The organism is Flavobacterium aquiphilum (genome assembly GCF_027111335.1).
Taxonomy (GTDB): domain Bacteria; phylum Bacteroidota; class Bacteroidia; order Flavobacteriales; family Flavobacteriaceae; genus Flavobacterium; species Flavobacterium aquiphilum.
This window is the reverse complement of record NZ_CP114288.1, coordinates 3074215-3095008: the sequence shown is the minus strand read 5'-3', so window position 1 is coordinate 3095008 and position 20794 is coordinate 3074215. Positions and strand designations below refer to the sequence as shown.

Genomic DNA, 20794 nt, shown 5'->3' with positions numbered 1-20794 from the left:
GTTATGAATCAGCCAAATTTTTACGCTATCATTCCGGCAAATATTCGGTATGATGATTTTTTGAAGCCTAATGCAAAGCTTTTGTATGGTGAAATTACGGCTTTGTGTGGTCGTGAGGGCTTTTGTTGGGCTGGTAACGAGTATTTTGCTGAATTGTATAAAGTGTCGCTGGAAACGATTTCTCGCTGGATATCTCAGCTGGCAAACCGTGGTTATTTGGTTGTCGAAATCCATAAAAAAGAGGGAAATAAAAGACAGATTTTCCTTAAAGAAGCTACACCCGACCTATTGACAAAAAAGTCAATACCTATTGACAAAAAGATCAATAGGGTATTGACAAAAAAATCAATACCTATTGACAAAAAGATCAAGTCAAATATAAGGATGAATAATACAATTAATAATACAATGAATAGAGAGGAAAAAGCACTCGCTTTTTTTGAAAAAAATTCACCTTCTGAATGGGATAATTTTCAAATGAGATTTATGAAAAATTTTGATTTGAAAGAATGGGAAAAATTCAAAGAATTATTTAACTGTAAAATTGATGAAGAAGGTTTGGAATTTACCACAAAAATAATTTCGGCAAGATTGACCCGATTTGCGATAAACTACATTCAGAATCTAAACAAAGAAAAAACTAAAATTCCTGCAAGTGAATTGAATTATAAATCAATGCCATCATCCAAAAAATTAGATTAATGGAAACTCAAATCAAACCATATTCAAAAAATAATTACCAAGTCGGAAAGGTTTTACAGTTGGAAAAAGGAAAAGTGCCGCCTCAGGCAATCGAATTGGAGGAAGCAATTTTGGGAGCGATGATGATTGATCCGGCAAGTATCGACGAATTGTTTCAGGTGTTTTCTTCTGAGGAAGTTTTTTACCGTGACAATCACAAATTTATTTTCAGAGCAATTAAGACTTTAGTTGACAGTTCTAAACAGGTTGATTTACTTACGGTTTCTGCTGAATTGAGAATACAAGGGAATTTGGATTATGCGGGCGGTGATTTTTATTTGATTGGATTAACTCAAAAAGTGGCTTCGGGAGCGCATATAAATTACCACGCTCATATCGTTTTGCAAAGCTTTATGCGAAGAAAAGTAATTCAAATTGCAAGCGAATCTATTGAAGCGGCCTACGATGATACGATTGATGTATTTTCTCTTTTGGACAGAATGGATACAGAAAGTGCGATGATAAATGATGTTGTTTCCCGAGGTAAAAGCGATATGAGTTTTTCTGAAGCATTGGAACATGTCATGAAAAATGTTGAAGTTTTATCGAATGCAAAAGACGGTGAAGTCTTGGGGGTTAAGACAGGATTCACAAAGTTAGATAGGCATTTTGGAGGTTGGCAACCTAGTGATTTCGTCGTTATTGGGGCACGCCCTGGTATGGGAAAAACAGCCTTTACGATTAACACGATGATTGCGGCTGCGAAAGATGGTGTTGGTGTTGGTTTTGTTTCGATGGAAATGAGTACGATACAATTGGCTATTCGTTCGGTGGCTGTGAATAGTAATTTTCATTTGAATCAGTTGACTAAAACTGGATTCGATAAAGTGCAATATTTTAATACGTTGCGTGCTAAAGTTGACGAAATGAAGTCGTTGCCGATATATATCGATGAACGCCCAGCTCTTACCATTGGTGAAATAAAAAGAAAGGCTAGGCTTTTGAAACGTAAGTACGATATCAAAGAATTGATTGTTGATTATATTCAGCTGGCTGGCGGTGATGATGATATCAGAAAGCGAACAGGACAAACCTCACAAGGTTTGAAAGCTTTGGCAAAAGAATTGAATATCACTGTGATTGGTTTGGCTCAATTGAGTAGAGCAGTTGAAAGTACATCTAGCAAACGCCCGATGTTGAATCATTTGAAAGAAAGCGGTGATATTGAACAGGATGCTGATATAGTGGCTTTTCTTTTCCGTCCTGCTTACTACGGCATGGGACCGGATGAAAGCATTCTTTCGGACGGATGTAATACTGAGTTCATCGTGGCAAAGTATAGAGCTGGTGGATTGGGGACTTTAGGATTGCACTTTGATGAAAACAAAACAAAGTTTACAGATCAGGAAGTTGTTGAAGAAATATCACATCTTAGTTCATTGCCTTATATGAATCCTGGTGATGTATTTGATGTTGATGTTGAACATGATAACGGAATTGATTTTTAGTTATGGCAAATAAACCAAAGAAAGTAGTAAGAAGTTGGGTTAAAGAAAGAGTTGCTTTTGATCGTGAACTTAAGGATGATAAGTTTTATAACTCATGGCCTTGGCGTAAAGCACGAAAAGCTTTTATAAATAAAAATCCTTTGTGTGTGCATTGCGAAGAAAATGGCGAAGTTACAGCGGCAACGGTTGTCGATCATAAGATACCGATTAAGCAAGGTGGTGAACCTTTGAATGAAAGTAATTTTCAAAGTTTATGTGAAAAATGTCATAATAAAAAATCTGCAAACGAATCTAGGGGGTATGGGGTAAAATCTCGTTGAGTCGGATGGTCCTTACATCGCTGTTCAGTTGGAATTTTACTCGGAGTTAGTTTTTGAAGGGGGGGTAAGAATATTTAATATTTAAAAAGTTTAGTTATGGAGATTTCGATTAATAGAGGTAAAGATACATTATTGGTTTGTCCAAAACCGCCGATGTATTTGACGGATGAAGCAAAAAAGTTTTACAAACACATGGGTAATGTTTTAGCGAAAAAAGATCGCTTGAAAGATACTTATCTAAATGCTTTGGAAATATATGCTGAAGCTATGGCACAATTTCAATTTGCTGTTTCTGAAATAAAAGAAAAAAACAAAAAAGAATACGGTTCTGGTTATCGTCAAAAATTTAATTCAGGAGCACAAAATATTTCTGTAGAGTTGACCTTAAAAAATAATGCCGAAGATACTCTTTTGAAATGCTTTAAGCTTTTTGGTTTAGATCCAAAATCTGAAAAAGAACTAAAAGCAACCACAGATCCAAATCAAACGGATTTATTCGATGCCTTTTTAAATCAAAACCACGGGTAAAATGAATGTACAACCAACAATAATCCCACCCGAAACCGAAGAAAAAATAATTTCTCGTTGGAAATACAGCCCGATTAATAGTATTTCTGAAATAGCCAAAGAATTTCATTTAAAACAAAATGTAATTCATATAATTATAAATAATCACTTATCTAAAAAATTAAAAAAATAATGAGTTACGGATTGCTGAAGCCTTAACAAAGCGACGGAGTATTTTTCGCTAGGAAAATGCGACTACGTAATAAAAAAAAATTAATTATTAATTAAAACCAACAGTTTTGCTAAACCGAGGTTATAAAATGTTTTTGTATGAAAAGTTTACAAAAAATATTAGATAAATGTAAATGTTCTGTCACTTTGACTATAAACCAACATCGAGATTATTACGAAACTGTTGAGACCTCAATTGAAGAAGATGAACGAAAGGATATTAATCCAAAAGTTTTTGCTGAAATGATAAAACGTGATACAGTAATTGAATTGCAATTTTATCCTGAAACTCCAATTGGATTTTTTAGAATATATCATTACGATTTAAAATCCGCTATCGAATTGGCAATTTCTGTTCTTCACAAAAATGGCTTATAACGGGTGGATGATAGTGGCTGTTTGCTACTACAAAAATTGAATCGAAGCGATAAATGTCTGCAAATAGCCATTATCATTTGTTATGCCTTCGGCTTTTTTATTCACATTATTAATCAATTAAAACAAAAAAAATATGAATTTAGAATTAAAACATTTATCAGGCTATTTAGAGTATAATATTCTAACAATTAATAATGATAATAAAGAAATAATGCAATTAGGCGGGTTATCAGGTGATACAGCTGAATTATTACAATTAAAAGGAATTGGAACAGATGATGAATATTGTAGATTATCTTCTTTTGAAGAATTTAAGCCAATTTTAAGACCTTTATCTGATTTAGCAAATGAAATAAAACATAATGAGAAGACTTTTTACCCACTTTGCTCTTTGCTTATTTCAAAATATCCTAAATGGTTTGTAAATCATTTTGATAACGAAAAATACAAACATATTACGATAGATTTCACAGGAAGATATGCTGAAGCTTCTACAACTTATCAAGCAACAAATTCTATTCAACTTGATTCGACTTATATTTTAAATGAGAGTTATAGTATTATTCAAAAATTGTTAGAATGGCATTTTGATGTTTTTGGATTAATTGAAAAAGGATTAGCAATTTCTATTCACGATGTTGAGTAAGCTGAGGCATAATGATGGATTTGACTCTGTTGATAATTTTTTAAAATGGTTTTCTTCTGATTTTAAAGGAAAGATTATTCATTGGACTAATTTAAAATATTAACCATTAACCATTAACAATTAACCATCAACCATTAAAAATGAACCTAACCCCTCAAATGCTTCAATCCGTCCCTTTCCAATACGCAAACGACGTGCGTGCAGGAAAAATTGTGACCGGAAAAAGGATAAAACAAGCCGTTGAGCGTTTTTATAGTTGGATCGAAACTGCCGATCAGGATGGTTATTACCTAGACCATAATAAAGGGATGAAAATTGTCGATTTCTTCCCAACGTTTCTGAACCACACCAAAGGAAAACTAGCCGGAAAACCCTTCGTACTCGAACCGTTTCAGGCGTTCACCATGTACAATGTATTTGGGTGGTTGGATAAAGACGGAAAACGCAGAATATCAACAGTTTACGACAAACGAGCGAAGAAAAACGGTAAATCGGCTGAAATGGCGGGATTATCTCTCTTTTGTATGTCTTTTGATATGGAGATGGAAGCCGAATGTTATGTTGGGGCAACCAAAGAAGATCAGGCAAAAATCTGTTGGCGTCAAGCCGCCCAATTCATACAATCACCTGTTGCAAACCGAGCTTTGCAAAAAATGGGCTTCTTTGTACAGCAAAAAAAGATAGGATTCAAGCGTACAGACTCGTATATGGCTCCATTGGGAGGTGATTCCAGTACTCAGGATGGTATAAACGCTCATTTATCAATCATAGATGAGTACCACGCTCATAAAGATGATTCTGTTAAAGAAAACCTAGAATCATCATCCGTACAGCGAAAACAGCCTCTTTTATGGCATATAACCACAGCAGGAAGCAATAAAGGTTCTGTTTGCAAAAATTACGAAGATTCCGTTATCGAAGTACTTAGTGGCGTAAAAAAAGACGATCACCTATGGATTATGATCCACGATTTAGACGAATCAGATATTAAAGGAAATGATTGGCAAAATAAAGAAAATTGGTATAAAGCCAACCCGTTGTTAGGTCATGGTTTAGATATTGATCAAATGGAGCGTGAATTTATCAAAGCGATAAACCAACCTTCAAAGATACCAAATTTCAAAACCAAACACCTAAACATGTGGGTCGATGGTTTGAGTGCATGGATTCCTGCTGAAATTTGGCAGAAAAATAAAGTTGAATTTGATAATTACAAAGAAGTTGTCAAAGAAAAAGCTCAGAAATTTGGTTCTTATGCCGGATTAGACTTGTCTTCTGTGGCTGATATAACCGCTTTCGATATTTTAACCGAGCCGGATGAAAACGGCGATCAGTTTGTGCTTCCGTTCTTATTTTGTCCTGAAGAAAATATCGATCGTCGTAGTAAAAATGACGGTGTACCATACCGTTATTGGGTAGATGCCGGTTATATGATAGCTACACCCGGAAATCGTGTAGATTACAATTATATAAAAAGATACGTTCGTGATAATTTTGAAAATTATAATATCCAGCGCGTAGAATCGGATCCGTGGAACGCTAGTAGTTTATTGTCGGAATTAATAGAAATGGAAATTCCTGTGTCGGAATTGTCGCAAATAATGAGTAGATTGAACCATCCTACAAAAATGCTCGAAAAACTTATCTACGACGGTAAAATAAAACACGACGGTAATCCGGTTATGGAATGGATGTTGGCGGCCTGTGTGCCAATTGAGGATTCAAAAGGGAATGTAATGATTTCAAAAAAAGAAAGCCATAAAAACAAAAAACGTATCGATGGTATTGCGGCTTTAATAAATGCATTAGCGGGGTCCCTGTCACCAGCTGAAGAAACAAACGAGTCCTATTACAATAATCCCAACAATGTATTCGAATGCTAATCAAAAAAAGTAAAATAAAATTATGAGCACATCGACACCCGCCGAAGAAAATGCGTTTCGAATCCGAATCGAACAATTAGAAAAAAAAATTGAATTAATGCGAAAACTGTCAACAACAACAGGTTTCTATTTACACTATTTTTCAGAATTAAAAAACCACAAGTCAAATAAACAATGTTTTGATGGTGTCAATGAATTATATCATTCATTATTTGGCGAATACCGTTATTCCGATTTCAACTCATTTAAAGTAACATCAAATTATTATAGCAAAAAAACAAACCGATGAAAATAATAGCAGCAATTTTAATCACATTCCTATTGGCGCTGGCCACAAGTTATTTATATGAATTCAATTTCATATCCAAAAATCCTATTCGGTACATTTTGGTATTAGCGTTAATCATAATCGAATTAGTAACCGGATTCTTTTACATAAAATCAGAAGTTAAAAACAATAAAAAAATAGAGTAATTATGAAAGTGACAGATTTAAGAATTGGAAATTTATTTATTGATAAATATTCAAAAAAGATTATTCCTGTTTTAGAATTATTAAGAAACGGAAATATTATTTTTGATATAGAATATTTTGGAATTTGGCAAGCTGAGCCAATTCCGTTAACTGAAAATTGGATAGAAAAATTAAAATTTGATCATAACCATTGGGCTACGAAATGGATTTTATATGATATGCCAACTCCTACAGGTATAAAATACGTCCACCAACTCCAAAACCTATATTTTGCTTTAACCGGTGAGGAATTAACAATTAATAATTAACTATTGATAATTAATTACCATGTCAGAAAATCTTAAAGCCGAAAATCTAGCCAAAGCAATAAAACTACTCCCAAAACCTAAAACCTACCAACCCGAAACTGTAACGGTTGCAGTAGAAAAATTAAAATACACCTTCGAAAAAAATAATGATGAATGGTATTATAAATTTTAGTCATTGCGAGTTACGAAGCAACTACACTAACAAAATAAAAATAAATGGCTTTTATAAATCAAAAAAAATGGTTTATGGTGTTTGAAAAAGTGTATCAAACAGGAAAAACCATCGTCTGCAACGATATATTATGAGTTAATGAGTTAACAATCCAATATATTTTAACGGTTTACGCTTTTAAAAATACTTTAAAACATTGATTTACAGTGTTTTATATTTTGAATGAAAAATCTTTATTTTGTTGTTTTTTGTTAAGAAATACCGTCTATTGTGAATAAGTTTGACTTTTAAAAACCGCATTAATTAGTAACCTTTGTAAATAACAAAACCACAGGTCCAACTGTGGTTTGTAAATCAAATGTTATGGAGTGCAATCCAGAAAATTGGTTAACTATTTCAGGAATTGTTTTTAATGTTTTTGGTATATTAGAGATAATATATCGGACAATAAAAGAACAAAAGAAAAAGTAACCTCTTAGTAAAGTAACCCGTCTTATAGGCGGGTTATTTTTTTACAAATATATGTTAGTTTTAATAAATAACACCTTTTTTAAATGTAAAAATAACAAACATTTGTTGTTTATAACTTAAATATACATATTTATTAGGCTATTGTTTCACTTGTTTTTGGTGATGCAATTTCTATTGTGTATACACAAGATTAAAAGTTAAATAATTTAACCATTTAAGCACTGTCTTAAACATAATTTTACCCAATAATTTAAAGGTAAAATGAGTTTAAACGGTGCTTTTGTCGATATGTTCAGCCCTTCAGTAAAAAGAAGTGCAACCTCAGACGGTTCTTATTTGGGCGGTTTTGGAGGTTTCTTTTCTTTGGGTAATGGTGGAACGACAAAGATAAACTATAAAACTTCTCTTACAATATCAGCAGTTTACAACGCAGTAGAACAAATCTCAAATGATATTGCAAAAATACCTTTTTCGGTTAACCAAAAAGTAAATAATAACCGAATCTCACAACCTAATCACCCGGCACAGCTTTTGGTTGCCGTTGCGCCAAACTCCTTAATGACAACCTTTATTTTCCGTAAAACAATGGCAGTATCGCTATTGTTGCGTGGAAATGCATTGGCAAAAATAAATTACGATGTAAAAGGGAATCCGGTTTCAACTGATTTTATCAATTGGGATAAAGTTCGTGATATCCGAATCAAAAATGGTGAATTACTTTACGATGTACAAGGGTTTTCACAATCGCTTTTAGCGTCCGAAGTACTGCACTGGAAAAACTTTTCCCATGACGGAATTGTCGGGGTTGGTGCAATTACGTATGGTGCACAACAATTGGGATTGGCTATTGAAACGCAAACCTATTCTGCAACAAATTTCGCAAACAAAGGTGTTCGTCAGGGAGTTCTTGAAACGGATAAAATAATTTCAGAAGGAAAACCTCAAATAGTTGCTGGTGTAAAACAGGCTTTTTCTGAAAAAGACCCAACCCGTGTAGCGGTTTTGGACGAGGGTTTAAAGTGGAAATCAATTACGATTACGCCTCAGGAAATGGAAATAATTGCAACGCAAAGATTTTCAGTTGAGGAAATTGCACGTTTCTTCAATATTGCGCCTCACAAAATTAAGTCCTTACAACAATCTACCAATAACAATATCGAACAGCAATCATTGGACCATGTGTCCGATACGATTCAGCCGTTAATCACAAATATCGAGCAGGAATATGCCAAAAAACTATTCACAAGCAAAGAATTAAGTTCCGGCTACTATGTGCGTGGGAATATCGATGCTTTGTTAAGAGCTGATATGAAAACTCGTGCTGAGGCTATATGTAGATATGTACTAAGTGGAATTATAAGCAGGCAAGAAGGTCGACAAAAAGAAGATATGAACGATGGTCCTGATATGTTGAATGAGTTTTTAACACCTGTAAATACTTTCACGGAATCACAAATTGAACAAAATTTAAAAGACAGAAAAAATGGAAAATAAAGATTATATCCAAAATATTAGCGAAACTGCTGAGAGACGTTTTTTTTCTTCTGAAGTAAGAATGGCAAAACGTGATGCATCTGTCGAAGATTCGCCTTCAGTTATTGAAGGTTATGCATGTAAGTTCAATAGTGAAACTGTAATAGGTAATTGGTTTCGTGAAAAAATAAGAACTGGTGCATGTGATGATGTGTTGAATGATGATGTGCGTTGTCTTTTTAATCATAATCCAAATTATATATTGGCACGTTGTTTTAAAAGAAAAGGGACATTAACTCTATCAGTTGATGATATTGGATTAAAATATTCTTACGTAACTCCTGATAGGCAATATGCACGTGATTTAGAAAATGCAATTGAAATGGGTGATGTAACACAATCTTCATTTGCATTTGATATAGAAGAACAAATTTGGCATGAAGTTGATGGTGAATTGCCTCTTCGTGAAATTGTTCGATTTAAAATTTTATATGATGTTGCCCCTGTAACATATCCGGCGTATACTGATACTGAAGTCGTAAAAAGAAGCTTAACTGCTTATCAGGAAAAAAATAAAACTACTGAAAATGCTGAGCCTGTCGAAGCACGTTCAGACAACGAAAAAGAGCTCAACGCTTTTGAAGCTCAATTAATTATTAACTCAAATTTATAAGGCTGTATGAAAAAATCGGCAGAATTAAAACAAGAACGAGCTCAAAAGATTGAAGCTCAAAGAGCGTTGCACAACACAGCAACTGCTGAAAAAAGAAATTTGAACGAAACCGAAACAACTTCGTTTCGTGCATTGCAAACAGAAATTGAAAGTTTGGATGGGCAAATTAAAGATGCCGAAGCTTTCGAAACAAATCTTCGTTCATTGGAGGGTTCACAGCCAACTTCTTTTACTCCTGAAAATCAGGAACAAAGAAATACACCTAAAAAAGTGTTCTCATTAAACCGTGCTATTCGTTCACAAATGGCAAATGGTTCGCTTGAAGGCGCTGAGTTGGAAGTGCATACAGCAACTGTAGAAATGGCAAAACGTGCCGGAATCCCTATTTCTGGAATTGCGGTTCCTTTATTTGATAGCCGAAGCGTTCAAATGGAAACTCGTGCCGATGGTCAAACCGTAACAGGTGATTCGGGTGGATATGGTGGTAATTTGGTAGCAACCGAAATTCAACCGGTTATCGACAAGTTACGCCCACAACCTGTTGTTGAGAAATTGGGAGCTATTTTCTTGACAGGTTTACAAGGTGATTTAAAATTCCCTGTAAACGATGGTGGAATTGCGGCTACATGGGAGGGTGAAGATGCTGAAGTTGCTAATACAAAAAATGCATATTCAAGCAAAACAATGAAACCTATCCGTTTAGCGGTAGCGGTGCCTATTTCATTGCAAAACATTATGCAATCATCTATAGATATGGAAAATTATACTATGTCTGAGATTCGTACAATTGTTGCAAATGCAATTGATTTGGCAGCGATCAACGGTTCAGGAACAGGACAGCCAATTGGTATTTTGAATGTTTCAGGAACCAACTCTGTTGCTGGTGGAACAAATGGTTTAGCTCCAACATATGGTAATGTTGTAGCAATGGAAACAGCTGTTTTTGTTGAAAACGCAAACAGTGCAAAATTACAGTATTTATCAAACCCAAAAGTTCGTGGAAAACTAAAAACTACGACTCAGGTAGATGGTTACCCAACTTATTTGATGGCGGCCGATGGTTCAGTGAATGGATATCCATTTACAGCTTCAAATCATGTTCCTTCAAATTTGACTAAAGGTACTGCAAGTGGTGTTTGTTCGGCTGCTATTTTTGGGGATTTCTCTCAATTAATTGTTGGTCAATGGGGTTTCATGGATATTACGGTAGATAATATGTCAAGAAAAAAAGAAGGATATATTGAAATCATCGTGAATGTTTTCTTAGATGTTTTGGTAAAACAACCAAAAGCATTCACTGTGATTAAAGACTTGTTAACTGCTTAAGCTTTGGCTTAAGTGTAATACTTTCAATGAAATGAGTAAAAAAAGTACTAACACATCCGCTGTATCGGTGGATGTGTTAAAATCAAATTTTGAAACGGCTGAGGCTGCTTTAAATGCGATAACGGAAACGGCTTCTGTAGAGGAAAAAGAAGCAGCTCAAAAAGTTTTTGATGATGCAAAATTGGCTTTAGATAGTTTAACAGATATTTCAACTCCTGAAGATAAGGAAACTATTCAAACTACTTTTGAAACTGCTGAATCTGCTTTGAATGCAATTAAAGACCTTCCAACGCCTGAAGAAAAGCAAGCGGCTCAAACGGCTTTTGATGAAGCTAAATTGGCTTACGAAACTGCTTTGAAACCGAATACAGGTTCAACAACTTCAAAACCAAAAGATAAAATGTTAAAAGGAAAATTTATTGTTTCTCCTACAGGGCGTTTTAATTTAGGTTACAATGTTGGTGAGGAAGCGGAATTTCCTGAATTGCAAGCGAGAGAACTCGACGAAGCTGGTTATTTCAAGATCGATAATAACGCATAAAAATACAATCCTATGGTAACTCATTCTTATATAGCTAAGAAAATAGATACACCGCTTTTGACTTTGGCGCAAGCCAAAAAACAATGCAAAGTGAGTGATGATCTTACGTATGAAGATGATCTAATTACTGAATACAATGTTAGTGCTCAATTTGCGTGTGAAAATTATTTAAACCGTTCCATTTCAAAAAGAGATTTTGTTATGGAAGCGAGTAAGTTTTTTTCGCCTATTACTTTCGAGCGAAATTATGAGAATGACGTTATCACAAAGATTGAATATTATGCACCTGGTGCTACGATATTAACGCTGTTACCTTCTGATCAATACAAGTTACGTAAATCAAATACAATTGAGTGTTTCGATATTTATTTTGTATCCATGCCGGAAACGGCAGAACGTGACGATGCGGTAATAATTACAATTGCACAGGGATTTGATGCGGCTGCGTGTCCAAAACCTATTTTGCAAGCAATTCGTTTGCAGTTATCCAGTTTGTACGTTTTCCGTGAAGATGGAAATGGCAACAATGCGGCCTCGTTAAACTTGCTTCGACCTTACCGAAAATTCTAAATCATGGATAGTAAAACTTTCATTGGCCAAATGGATCGTAGAATTCAGTTGGTGCAAAAAATAAAATCGCAAACGGAAACATGTTCTGAGGTTTCTACTGAAGCTGTAATCAGTGAATGTTTTGCATCAATGAAAGATGTATCCGGTGGTGAGGAAGTGGACGGAAAAGTAAAGCATTTGGTGTCACGTACTTATACTATTTGGTTTAATCCATTGGTAAAAGAGAAAGGAACAGCTTTGATATTGATCGACGAAAACCGAAAGTTCGAAATCCTTCATATCATAGAAATCGGACGTAAACAGTACCTCGAAATTAGATGCAAATTGTATGAGTAGGCCATTAGTTGAGATAACAGGATTCAAGGAATTGCAGGAAAAGTTAAAACTGCTTTCCAACGACAAAGACAAGAAAAAAGAAATACTTCTTATCCTTCGTCAAGTGGCTAATCCTACTATTAAAGCGGTTAAAAGTTTTGTTCCTGTTTCTAAAAAAGCACACAAAGCCAGAGGTAAATTAATACAGCCACGTAATCTTGAAAAGTCAATCGGTACGATCACTGGAAAGCAAGAAAACCCAACAATATTAGTTGGGCCGCGTGTAAAAGGTAATAATAACGGTTGGTATGGTCATATGGTAGATCAAGGTCATAATATCTATCAAAATCCTTTAAATGCAAATAAATATCATAAAAAAGGGGTTTTAAAAGGTAGATCAAAATCAGTATTATCTAGGGTGACTCATAAAAGAGTTGGGGTTATTTCTAGTAGAGTTGACGGTGTTAATTTTATGAAAGAAGGTTTTAATGTTACTAATGCTCAAGTTACAGCCGATGCAGAAAAAAGAATTACAGCTTTTATCCAACGTAGAATTGACAAACTAAGCACAAATGTTTAAAGAAACATCATTATCGGTTGTAGATTATTTAAAAAATCTACCTGAGTTCACAGCAGTAATGCAGCGTATCGTTGATGGTAACGAAAAATTATTTCTTTTTCCATTAGTAGCAAGTATTGAAAATACATTACCGTTAACCACTTATGTTTTAAGTGAAAGAACACCTTTAACTAAAGATGTAAGTCAGGTTATAGTAACATTAAATTTTTGGTTTGGGATGGAAAGCTACGACGCTTGTTGTGAGTTCACCGATACGCTTACCGATCTGATTGATGATAAATTTTTATTACAATCATCATCGATAGAATACAATGAGGAAACGGCAACGTTTTCTGGAATAATAAATTTTAGTATAATTTAATAATTAAAAAATATAAAGAGATGAGTATATTTTATCAAGGAAAATTGCTACGATTCAAATTTAATAGCAAAAAGGCATTACATGCTACGAATTGTAAATTGACTATTTCTTCTAAATTGGAAGAAATTGCTACAAAAGACACAGATGGAACGGTTGTTATTCCTTCTAATTATTCAATTTCGGGGAGTACTGAGGTTTTGATGGCTAAGTTGCCTGAAGGAGATACAACCCATATTACAACTGATGATTTATTGGATATGCAGTTGGCTGGTACTGAAATTCCTATGGAGTTTACTACAGGAGAAACAGGTGATTTTATTTATACGTTTAATGCGTATATTGATAATTTCGATATCGGGGCACAAACTGGAGAATCAGTAAAAGTTTCTATTTCTTTTAAAGGAAATGGAAATTTAACAAAAGAAACTGTATCTGCTTAAGTATGAGTAAAACAGTAGAAATACAGGTAAACGGAAAAACTTTCAAGCTGGGTTATGGCTTGGAAGTTTTTTTAAGTTTGGGTGAACTTTGGGGTTTGGATACTTTGGAGGAAGTAAACGAGCGGTTCCAAGTGTTATTACAGTTTCAGGAGGGTAAAACTTTGTTATCAAACATGAAAACGATGTCCGAAATTGTAGAGGCAATGATAGCCGGCAACATCGACAACAAAGAGTTTTTAACGGCAAGGGAAATCCGTTGTTTGGATATGGGCCAATTCGAACAGGTTATGACACAATTAATAAAAGGATTTGCGCAAAACATGCCACAAGCCAGCACTGAAGAAAAGGAAGAGGACTCCGAAAAAAAGACGAAGCCCAGGGGGAAAAAATAAAGCCGTACACCTGGGATCAATTAGAGGAATTGGCTTGCGGCGAAATAGGTTTAAGTCTTAAATATTTCTATTCCCTTACCCAACGGCAATTTTTTAATATCGTAAACGGCTATCGAAAAAAAGAAGATCTCTTAAGCCGGGAACGTTGGCAAATAAGCCGTAAAATGATGTACGCTTCTTTGGCTCAGTTTATGGGTGAAAACGGAAAAGAAACCGATATAATGGTTTTCCCGTGGGAAGAAAAAAAGATTAAAAAACTAGCTGAGGAAGAAATGAAACAAATGCAGGAAGCGCAAGCGATCAGCGAAGCATTTTTCGCACGTGTCGATGCGTGGAGAGCAGAAAAAGCAAAAGCGTAATTTTTTTTATTTTTTATTTATTTTTTGGTAGAGACATTGCGTGCAATGTCTCTTTTTTTTTGCGCAAACGATATTAAGTTAAATAATTTAACCATTTAAAAAAATGCTTGAAACTACTTTTAAACCAATATTTAAAAGTAGTTTTTTAATGGGATTAGCTAATATAACCATAAAGTTTCAGGCGGATTTAAGGGGATTCTCAACCGAGATGCAAAACTCTATGCGTCGTATTGGTGCTTTTGGTAACCAAATGCAAGCGATAGGAAAAGGAATGTCGATGTATATTACTGCTCCTGTATTGTTAGCTGGTGCGGCTGCTGTTAAAATGGCTTCAGATTATGATGAATCTCTGAATAAAGTCGATGTAGCTTTTAAGGATTCAGCAAATGGTGTAAAGGATTTTGCAAAAACTTCTTTGGAATCATTTGGTATTGCCGAGGGTACAGCTTTAGATATGGCTGCAACTTATGGAGACATGGCAACATCATTAGGTTTGTCACAAGATAAAGCGGCTAAAATGTCAAAAACATTAGTTGGTTTGGCTGGTGACTTATCTTCCTTTAAAAATATCGGAATCGATCAGGCTAATACGGCTTTGGCGGGAATATTCACTGGCGAAACAGAATCTCTTAAAAAGCTTGGTATCGTGATGACAGAAGCGAATTTGCAAAATTTCGCATTGTCAAAAGGTATCAAAACCCAAATTAAAGATATGGATCAGGCATCTAAGGTAAATCTTAGATATGCTTATATAATGAGTGTTACCAAAAATGCTCAGGGTGATTTTATTCGTACCGGAGGCGGTGCGGCCAACCAAATGAGAATCTTTCAGGAATCCATGAAACAGGTTGCGCAGCAATTCGGTACGATATTGATTCCGGCTTTTACAAAAGCGATTACGTATGTCAATAGTTTGATTAAGTCCTTTGGTAGTTTAACTGAAGGAACCAAAACAACGATTGTTGTCATTGCAGGAGTTGCGGCGGCAATTGGGCCATTGTTGACGGTTTTTGGTTCAATGCTAACATTTATACCAAATCTAATTACAAAATTCAATGCTTTAAAAGATACTATGATTGGTTTGCAGGCTGTAATTGCTGCGAATCCATATACTGCTGCGGCAATTGCTATCGGTTTGGTTGCAGCAGCTACATACGGTTGGTATATCAATTCCGAAAAAACACTAACGGCTCAACAATCCTTAAACAAAGCAATTGAGGAAGGTAATAAAGCTTCTGCAACCGAAGTAGGTACGTTGGATAAGTTATATGCTTCTGCTACGAATGTAAAAGGCTCGATAACAGAATCGAAAGAAGCAAGGGAAAAGCTGCAAAATTTATACCCTGCTTATTTTAAAAATCTCGATGATGAGGCGATTAAAAACGGAACTGCAAAAAAATCGTATGACGAATTGCGTGAAGCTATTTTTAACCGAAGCCGTGCAACTGCTATCGATAACGAATTGCAAAAACGAGCAAACGATCGTGTGCAAAAAGAAATCGAATTACGTGAAAAAATTGCCTTAACAGAGTCTAAAATCAAAGAGATTAGAAAAGGGGCAAATAATGTTACTATTCAGGAAGGAAGTGTTTCAAAAGGGGTATTGGATTACAATGTAAGTAAAGCGGATTTGATTAAGCATCAAACAGAATTATTACGTAAACAACAAGCTGATTTAAAGAACTTCAATGCTGAAAATTTAAGTGCCGATCAAGTATTGTTTAATGCGAAACAAGATTACTTAAAAAAATCGGGCAAACTTTTAGAAAATGAAGCTGTAAAGGCTGATGCTGTTACCGAAGCGTTGGGCGGTGTTGTTGAAGGTGCAGGAAAAATTGAGAAAATAAAAGCTCCAAAAAACCTAGACGAATTAAAATCATTTTTAGAATTAAAACCTTCTGAAAGTTCTGCGGCTGCTTATGATGCTCAGATCGAAAAAATAAAACAATTCCGTGACGAAGTTGCTACGACAGCTGTGCAAGTAGCATCTGCAAATGAAGCTATAAAACAAGTAGAATTTGCCAAAGCCTTAAATCTTGATCCTACATCATTGATTAAAACAACTGAAACGGTTGAGCAAATGATGGAAAGATTGAAAGCTTCAGTATCTGGGGTAAAAGCATCTATGCAAACTGATATGATAGAGATTGGATCTATCCTTTCACAGCAATTTACACAATTAGGCAATGATTTGGCTAATGGAATAGGTACGGCAATTGGGGCAATTGCTTTAGGAACTGCAACAATGAGTGGTGTGTTTAATTCAATGCTTGGGATTGTAGGTGATTTTTTGGGAGCCTTAGGAAAGTCTTTGATACAGGCGGGTGTCGCTGGTATTGCATTTAAAAAATTATTAGCCAATCCTTATGCGGCTATTGCAGCCGGTATTGCGTTGGTTGCTTTGAGTGCGGTTGTTAGTAGTAAGCTTCAAAATGGTCCATCTGGGATAAAAGGTTATGCAAATGGCGGGATTGTTGGAGGAACGTCTTTTTATGGTGATAAAATAATGGCTCGTGTAAATAGTGGAGAAATGATAGCCAATTCAGGACAACAACAAAAAATTTGGAACGCTATGAATTCGGGTTCAAATGTAAATATTACGCTGGGTGGTGGGTTTGTGGTGGATGGAAATAAATTAAGGTTAGTACTTGATCGTACTGATAAACGAAATAATCGTTTAGGATAATGGGGTATTACGTTGACATAATAGATCAGGTTTTGCGTGAAAATCTTTTTGTTATCGAAAAGGCCTCCCGTTCTGCTATTGTATTGGCTTGGAATGGTGGTGACGAAAAAGACGGTTTATCGATTGTGGGAAGTAGTTTGACTTTTGATTTTGCGCATAATGAATTAATTGATGCTAAGTTTATGAAATTCTTCACTGGTGATGAAATCCGTTTTAAAGTAGAATTAAAACAGACTGAAGATGATTCAATGATTTGGCAGGGGTTTGTTGTTCCTGATCAATATGCTGAACCTTATACTAATGGTGTAACATTTGTAAAATTCACGGCATCGTGTGGTTTGGGTAGATTAAAAGGAAAATACCTGCCTGATGATTTTTATAATGATGAAAAAAGCGTGATCGCTATTTTTTGTAAAATCCTAACATTAACAAGTGTTGATATAAACTTAATTTTTAATCCTGCAATCGAAAACAGTGTACAAAAAGATTGGGACAAGATTTATATAGATACATTGACTTTTGCTGATAAAAACAAAAAAATGGATGCGTACAGCATCTTAGATATGCTTTTGAAAGACATGTTGTGTGTTTGTTTTCAATCAGATAATTGTTGGCAAATTGAAGGAATAAATAAACGTCATATCCGTGGAATCGATGCAAAGCGATATAATATCCAAACGGGTGAATTGATAGGGTCGGTTATTGATAAAAAGCTTTTGAAAAAAGTAACTGCTTATGTAACTCCGTCAACAACAATGGTGCCGCCGTATAACATGATTTCGGTAACTCATAAACGTGTAGAGCCTTCGTTGCCTGAAACAATTGCCAAAGAAAGTAATGACGGTTGGGTGGTAATGTCCGGGGTTGTTGGAGAAATTTACGCAACGGATTGGAACGGTAACAATAACTATTTCTGCAAATGTATTGCTCCAAATTATCAAAATTCAATAAAAAAAGAATGGGTTGATCCTGATTTCACAGGTAATATAAGTGCAGACATTGCGCCGTTTGATGAAACAAAATTTATAAATCTTAAGAATAAGATTTATGTATATAAGTATCAAAAATTAACCATATCGGCATCGTTTACAATTATAAAATTTGCCAATGTGATGGAGGGTGTTGATGAAACGGATTGGTATAATACTTTGTTGTATTCGTTTGAATTGAATGATGAAATATTGTTTTCCAACAGAAAAATAACGATTCCTGAAAACGAAAATATAATCTTTTCCAGTGATGGAGTGGCTAAGTTAAATTTTGATGTAATCATACAGGAAGAGGGGTTATTGGATATAAAGTTATGGCGGCCATTTGGTAATATTCCTGGTAATAATATTTTGGGATTTGAAATTACTGAAATGAAAGTTAGTCCAGTGGCATTCAATGAAAATTATGAGGTTGTCGATGTGATATCCGATGAATTTACCATTGATAAAGAAATAGAATTGACTTATGCGGATGATGATAGTGCGTTTAGCAAGTCCTTTCGATTAGCAAAACTGAAAGAAGCTACTGTTGATTATAATGAAATCGAAGTTCCAATTTTGGATCAATTTATGCAAAATGGTATTAATTATTCTGTTGTGCATTTGGATGGTGCAAATTTAATTTCAGATAATAAAAATACAACTTATCATGAAGGTATTTTACTTGAAGATATAGGGGTTATTTATAATTATTATTCTAGTGATAGAATGGTAGTTCAGACAACGGATGCTGTTATTGGATCGTTTGTTGTTAGAGTGTATAAAAATAATGATTATGTAGATAGCCGTGTTTCTTGGATGCAATGGACGGATAGTGTTTATAAAATTGAAACCTCCCGTTATGGTCAGATTGTAGCAAATATCATTAGACGTATGTTTAATGTAGCATCCGAAAAAATGGACATGGTTGTGCATAATGCGATAAAATTTAACGATTTGATTTTGTTTAAATATGTCTATGATAAATCATTTGTAGTGACCAATTTATCATGGGATATTGATCTAAACAAATCAACGCTTACGTTATCAAGGGCTGTATATCGTGATTCAGGCGATTCAGGAAGTAACCCCGAAAATATACCGCCAATTGTAAATGCCGGAACTGATATTGTATTAACGGATGCGCAAACTACGGCTTCGTTGTTGGCGACAGCTTATGATGTGGATGGATATATTGTTTCTCAGATTTGGACAAAATTAGAAGGTGGTTTTGGTGATATCATCATGAGTCCAAACCAATTAGCAACCGACTTGCAAAATCTTACCGAAGATAGTTATAAATATCAGATTCAAGTAACTGATAATGATGGTGCAACGGCAACAGATACGATATCAATTACAAGGATAAAAGATTATGCGGTTTCGTTGGATTTAATTGGTACAACTGATGATCTCGGTTTTTGTCCAAAATACCAACTAATTATCGATCCAAATATACCGGCCTCATTCAATTTGTTATTAAAAGGTAGTATTTGGTTAACAATGAACGGAAGTGGTTTGGAATTTACTTTTTCAGGTGTTCGTATTCTTAGAAATGGTGTGGTTATATTTCATGCTGAACACTCTCAAACTGGTGATGCTGCTTATGAAGTTACTTTTTCGATAGGATATCTTTCTACTGATGAAATAATATTTGAATTACCGCAAAGATTAGCATTACCAATGCCTATCGAAGGAAGTAATTCAGTGTATTTAAAAACAATTGATTTTGTAAACGGATCAGGAAATATAATTGGTTTACCTGTTCATGCACAATATGTACCAGGACCTTTTTAATTATGGCAAATAACATTCAAAGAATAGGTGTAGGAAATAGCAAGTTTCCAAGTATAAATGATCCGGTTATCGATCCGGTTCCGGGGTATTTTACATTCGATAGCACAACTGTAACATTTGACAGCATGGTAGATACATTTGATTTTGATGTTATTCCATTGCCTCCGGTAGTTGTAAGAGAATATTCGAGTAATGATTACTCAGAAACTGATTATAAATAAAAGATATGACACTAACTGAAATTCGCGAATTGATAGCGACAAAATTAGCCGATACCTCAGATATACAAGCTAGTGAGCATCGAGAAGTCGAGAATGCAATTGTCGATTATATTGAGGCTTTGCAGTCAACAATTGCAAAATCAAAAGTAGTGACATTGGATTCATGGACTACAGATCGAAACTATTCTGTTGCAACAGGTTTGTCTTCGGGTGCTGTGATTGCAGGAGTTTTAGTAATGTTAGTTTGTAAAAATGTGAATAATGGCTTTAGTATTGGCGATACGATCACGGCTCCAACGCCTTATCCTGAAGATTCACACAGGACTTCTGCACAGGGAATTGGTGTTCAGTTCAATAATTTGAATCCTGCAACGATTAATGTGATGGTAAACGACCAAATAACAATTATGACAGTGTATAATCCGGCACCGTCGGCAATAGCAAATAATGTTATTTTTTCAGGTTCGGCAACTAATGATTGGAAAATTCAATTAGTAATAGGTTACGTTTAAA

26 protein-coding genes are annotated in these 20794 nt (G+C 34.9%); all 26 read left to right on the top strand.

From position 1 onward, the window contains the following. Positions 1-3: 3 nt before the first annotated feature. The 26 genes from OZP12_RS12745 (at position 4) to OZP12_RS12620 (ending at position 20793) form a co-directional block, all read left to right on the top strand. A complete protein-coding gene (locus OZP12_RS12745) occupies positions 4-702 on the top strand; it encodes a helix-turn-helix domain-containing protein (protein WP_281225389.1) in 699 nt (232 codons plus the stop codon). After that, on the top strand, positions 702-2189 hold the full coding sequence (locus OZP12_RS12740; RefSeq protein ID WP_281225388.1) for a replicative DNA helicase: 1488 nt from the start codon (positions 702-704) through the stop codon (positions 2187-2189). Before OZP12_RS12745 ends, OZP12_RS12740 begins: the two co-directional genes overlap by 1 nt. A gap of 2 nt (positions 2190-2191) precedes the next feature. After that, complete coding sequence (locus OZP12_RS12735) at positions 2192-2509, top strand: HNH endonuclease (protein ID WP_281225387.1); 318 nt, start codon at positions 2192-2194, stop codon at positions 2507-2509. 96 nt (positions 2510-2605) lie between these two features. Further along, entirely contained in the window at positions 2606-3037 is a 432-nt protein-coding gene (locus OZP12_RS12730; RefSeq protein WP_281225385.1) for a P27 family phage terminase small subunit, read from the top strand. Between the two features lie 309 nt (positions 3038-3346). After that, positions 3347-3625 (top strand): hypothetical protein, encoded by a 279-nt coding sequence (locus OZP12_RS12725; protein WP_281225383.1) that lies wholly within the window; start codon positions 3347-3349, stop codon positions 3623-3625. A 133-nt stretch (positions 3626-3758) separates the two neighbouring features. Continuing rightward, positions 3759-4271, top strand: a complete 513-nt coding sequence (locus OZP12_RS12720) for a hypothetical protein (protein WP_281225382.1) — start codon at positions 3759-3761, stop codon at positions 4269-4271. 140 nt (positions 4272-4411) lie between these two features. After that, complete coding sequence (locus tag OZP12_RS12715) at positions 4412-6154, top strand: terminase large subunit (RefSeq protein ID WP_281225380.1); 1743 nt, start codon at positions 4412-4414, stop codon at positions 6152-6154. A gap of 22 nt (positions 6155-6176) precedes the next feature. Continuing rightward, a complete protein-coding gene (locus OZP12_RS12710) occupies positions 6177-6443 on the top strand; it encodes a hypothetical protein (protein WP_281225379.1) in 267 nt (88 codons plus the stop codon). Continuing rightward, entirely contained in the window at positions 6440-6628 is a 189-nt protein-coding gene (locus tag OZP12_RS12705) for a hypothetical protein (RefSeq protein ID WP_281225378.1), read from the top strand. Before OZP12_RS12710 ends, OZP12_RS12705 begins: the two co-directional genes overlap by 4 nt. 2 nt (positions 6629-6630) lie before the next feature. Further along, the gene (locus tag OZP12_RS12700; RefSeq protein WP_281225377.1) at positions 6631-6936 is read left to right on the top strand and encodes a hypothetical protein; all 306 of its coding nucleotides are present in this window, start codon (positions 6631-6633) and stop codon (positions 6934-6936) included. A gap of 19 nt (positions 6937-6955) precedes the next feature. Then, the gene (locus OZP12_RS12695) at positions 6956-7108 is read left to right on the top strand and encodes a hypothetical protein (protein WP_281225376.1); all 153 of its coding nucleotides are present in this window, start codon (positions 6956-6958) and stop codon (positions 7106-7108) included. Positions 7109-7840: 732 nt separating this feature from the next. Continuing rightward, a complete protein-coding gene (locus tag OZP12_RS12690; protein WP_281225375.1) occupies positions 7841-9073 on the top strand; it encodes a phage portal protein in 1233 nt (410 codons plus the stop codon). Then, positions 9063-9725 (top strand): HK97 family phage prohead protease, encoded by a 663-nt coding sequence (locus OZP12_RS12685; protein ID WP_281225374.1) that lies wholly within the window; start codon positions 9063-9065, stop codon positions 9723-9725. Before OZP12_RS12690 ends, OZP12_RS12685 begins: the two co-directional genes overlap by 11 nt. A gap of 6 nt (positions 9726-9731) precedes the next feature. Next, on the top strand, positions 9732-11051 hold the full coding sequence (locus OZP12_RS12680) for a phage major capsid protein (RefSeq protein ID WP_281225373.1): 1320 nt from the start codon (positions 9732-9734) through the stop codon (positions 11049-11051). Positions 11052-11082: 31 nt separating this feature from the next. Next, positions 11083-11592, top strand: coding sequence for a hypothetical protein (locus OZP12_RS12675; protein WP_281225372.1), 510 nt, complete (start codon positions 11083-11085; stop codon positions 11590-11592). A 12-nt stretch (positions 11593-11604) separates the two neighbouring features. After that, complete coding sequence (locus OZP12_RS12670; protein WP_281225371.1) at positions 11605-12162, top strand: head-tail connector protein; 558 nt, start codon at positions 11605-11607, stop codon at positions 12160-12162. Between the two features lie 3 nt (positions 12163-12165). Beyond that, the gene (locus OZP12_RS12665; RefSeq protein ID WP_281225369.1) at positions 12166-12498 is read left to right on the top strand and encodes a phage head completion protein; all 333 of its coding nucleotides are present in this window, start codon (positions 12166-12168) and stop codon (positions 12496-12498) included. Continuing rightward, a complete protein-coding gene (locus OZP12_RS12660) occupies positions 12491-13057 on the top strand; it encodes a hypothetical protein (protein WP_281225368.1) in 567 nt (188 codons plus the stop codon). Before OZP12_RS12665 ends, OZP12_RS12660 begins: the two co-directional genes overlap by 8 nt. Further along, positions 13050-13418, top strand: coding sequence for a hypothetical protein (locus OZP12_RS12655; RefSeq protein ID WP_281225367.1), 369 nt, complete (start codon positions 13050-13052; stop codon positions 13416-13418). The genes OZP12_RS12660 and OZP12_RS12655 overlap by 8 nt, the downstream gene beginning before the upstream one ends. A 20-nt stretch (positions 13419-13438) precedes the next feature. Next, on the top strand, positions 13439-13858 hold the full coding sequence (locus OZP12_RS12650) for a phage tail tube protein (RefSeq protein WP_281225366.1): 420 nt from the start codon (positions 13439-13441) through the stop codon (positions 13856-13858). A gap of 2 nt (positions 13859-13860) precedes the next feature. Then, positions 13861-14250 carry a hypothetical protein gene (locus OZP12_RS12645; RefSeq protein WP_281225365.1) on the top strand — a complete coding sequence of 130 codons (390 nt, stop codon included), beginning with the start codon at positions 13861-13863 and terminating at the stop codon, positions 14248-14250. 164 nt (positions 14251-14414) lie between these two features. Continuing rightward, positions 14415-14609 (top strand): hypothetical protein, encoded by a 195-nt coding sequence (locus OZP12_RS12640; protein ID WP_281225364.1) that lies wholly within the window; start codon positions 14415-14417, stop codon positions 14607-14609. A gap of 148 nt (positions 14610-14757) precedes the next feature. Then, a complete protein-coding gene (locus OZP12_RS12635; RefSeq protein WP_281225363.1) occupies positions 14758-17295 on the top strand; it encodes a phage tail tape measure protein in 2538 nt (845 codons plus the stop codon). Beyond that, positions 17295-20060 (top strand): PKD domain-containing protein, encoded by a 2766-nt coding sequence (locus tag OZP12_RS12630; RefSeq protein ID WP_281225362.1) that lies wholly within the window; start codon positions 17295-17297, stop codon positions 20058-20060. The genes OZP12_RS12635 and OZP12_RS12630 overlap by 1 nt, the downstream gene beginning before the upstream one ends. A gap of 2 nt (positions 20061-20062) precedes the next feature. Continuing rightward, positions 20063-20281 carry a hypothetical protein gene (locus OZP12_RS12625; RefSeq protein WP_281225361.1) on the top strand — a complete coding sequence of 73 codons (219 nt, stop codon included), beginning with the start codon at positions 20063-20065 and terminating at the stop codon, positions 20279-20281. 5 nt (positions 20282-20286) lie between these two features. Continuing rightward, positions 20287-20793 carry a hypothetical protein gene (locus OZP12_RS12620; protein ID WP_281225360.1) on the top strand — a complete coding sequence of 169 codons (507 nt, stop codon included), beginning with the start codon at positions 20287-20289 and terminating at the stop codon, positions 20791-20793. The last annotated feature ends 1 nt before the right edge of the window (position 20794 follow it).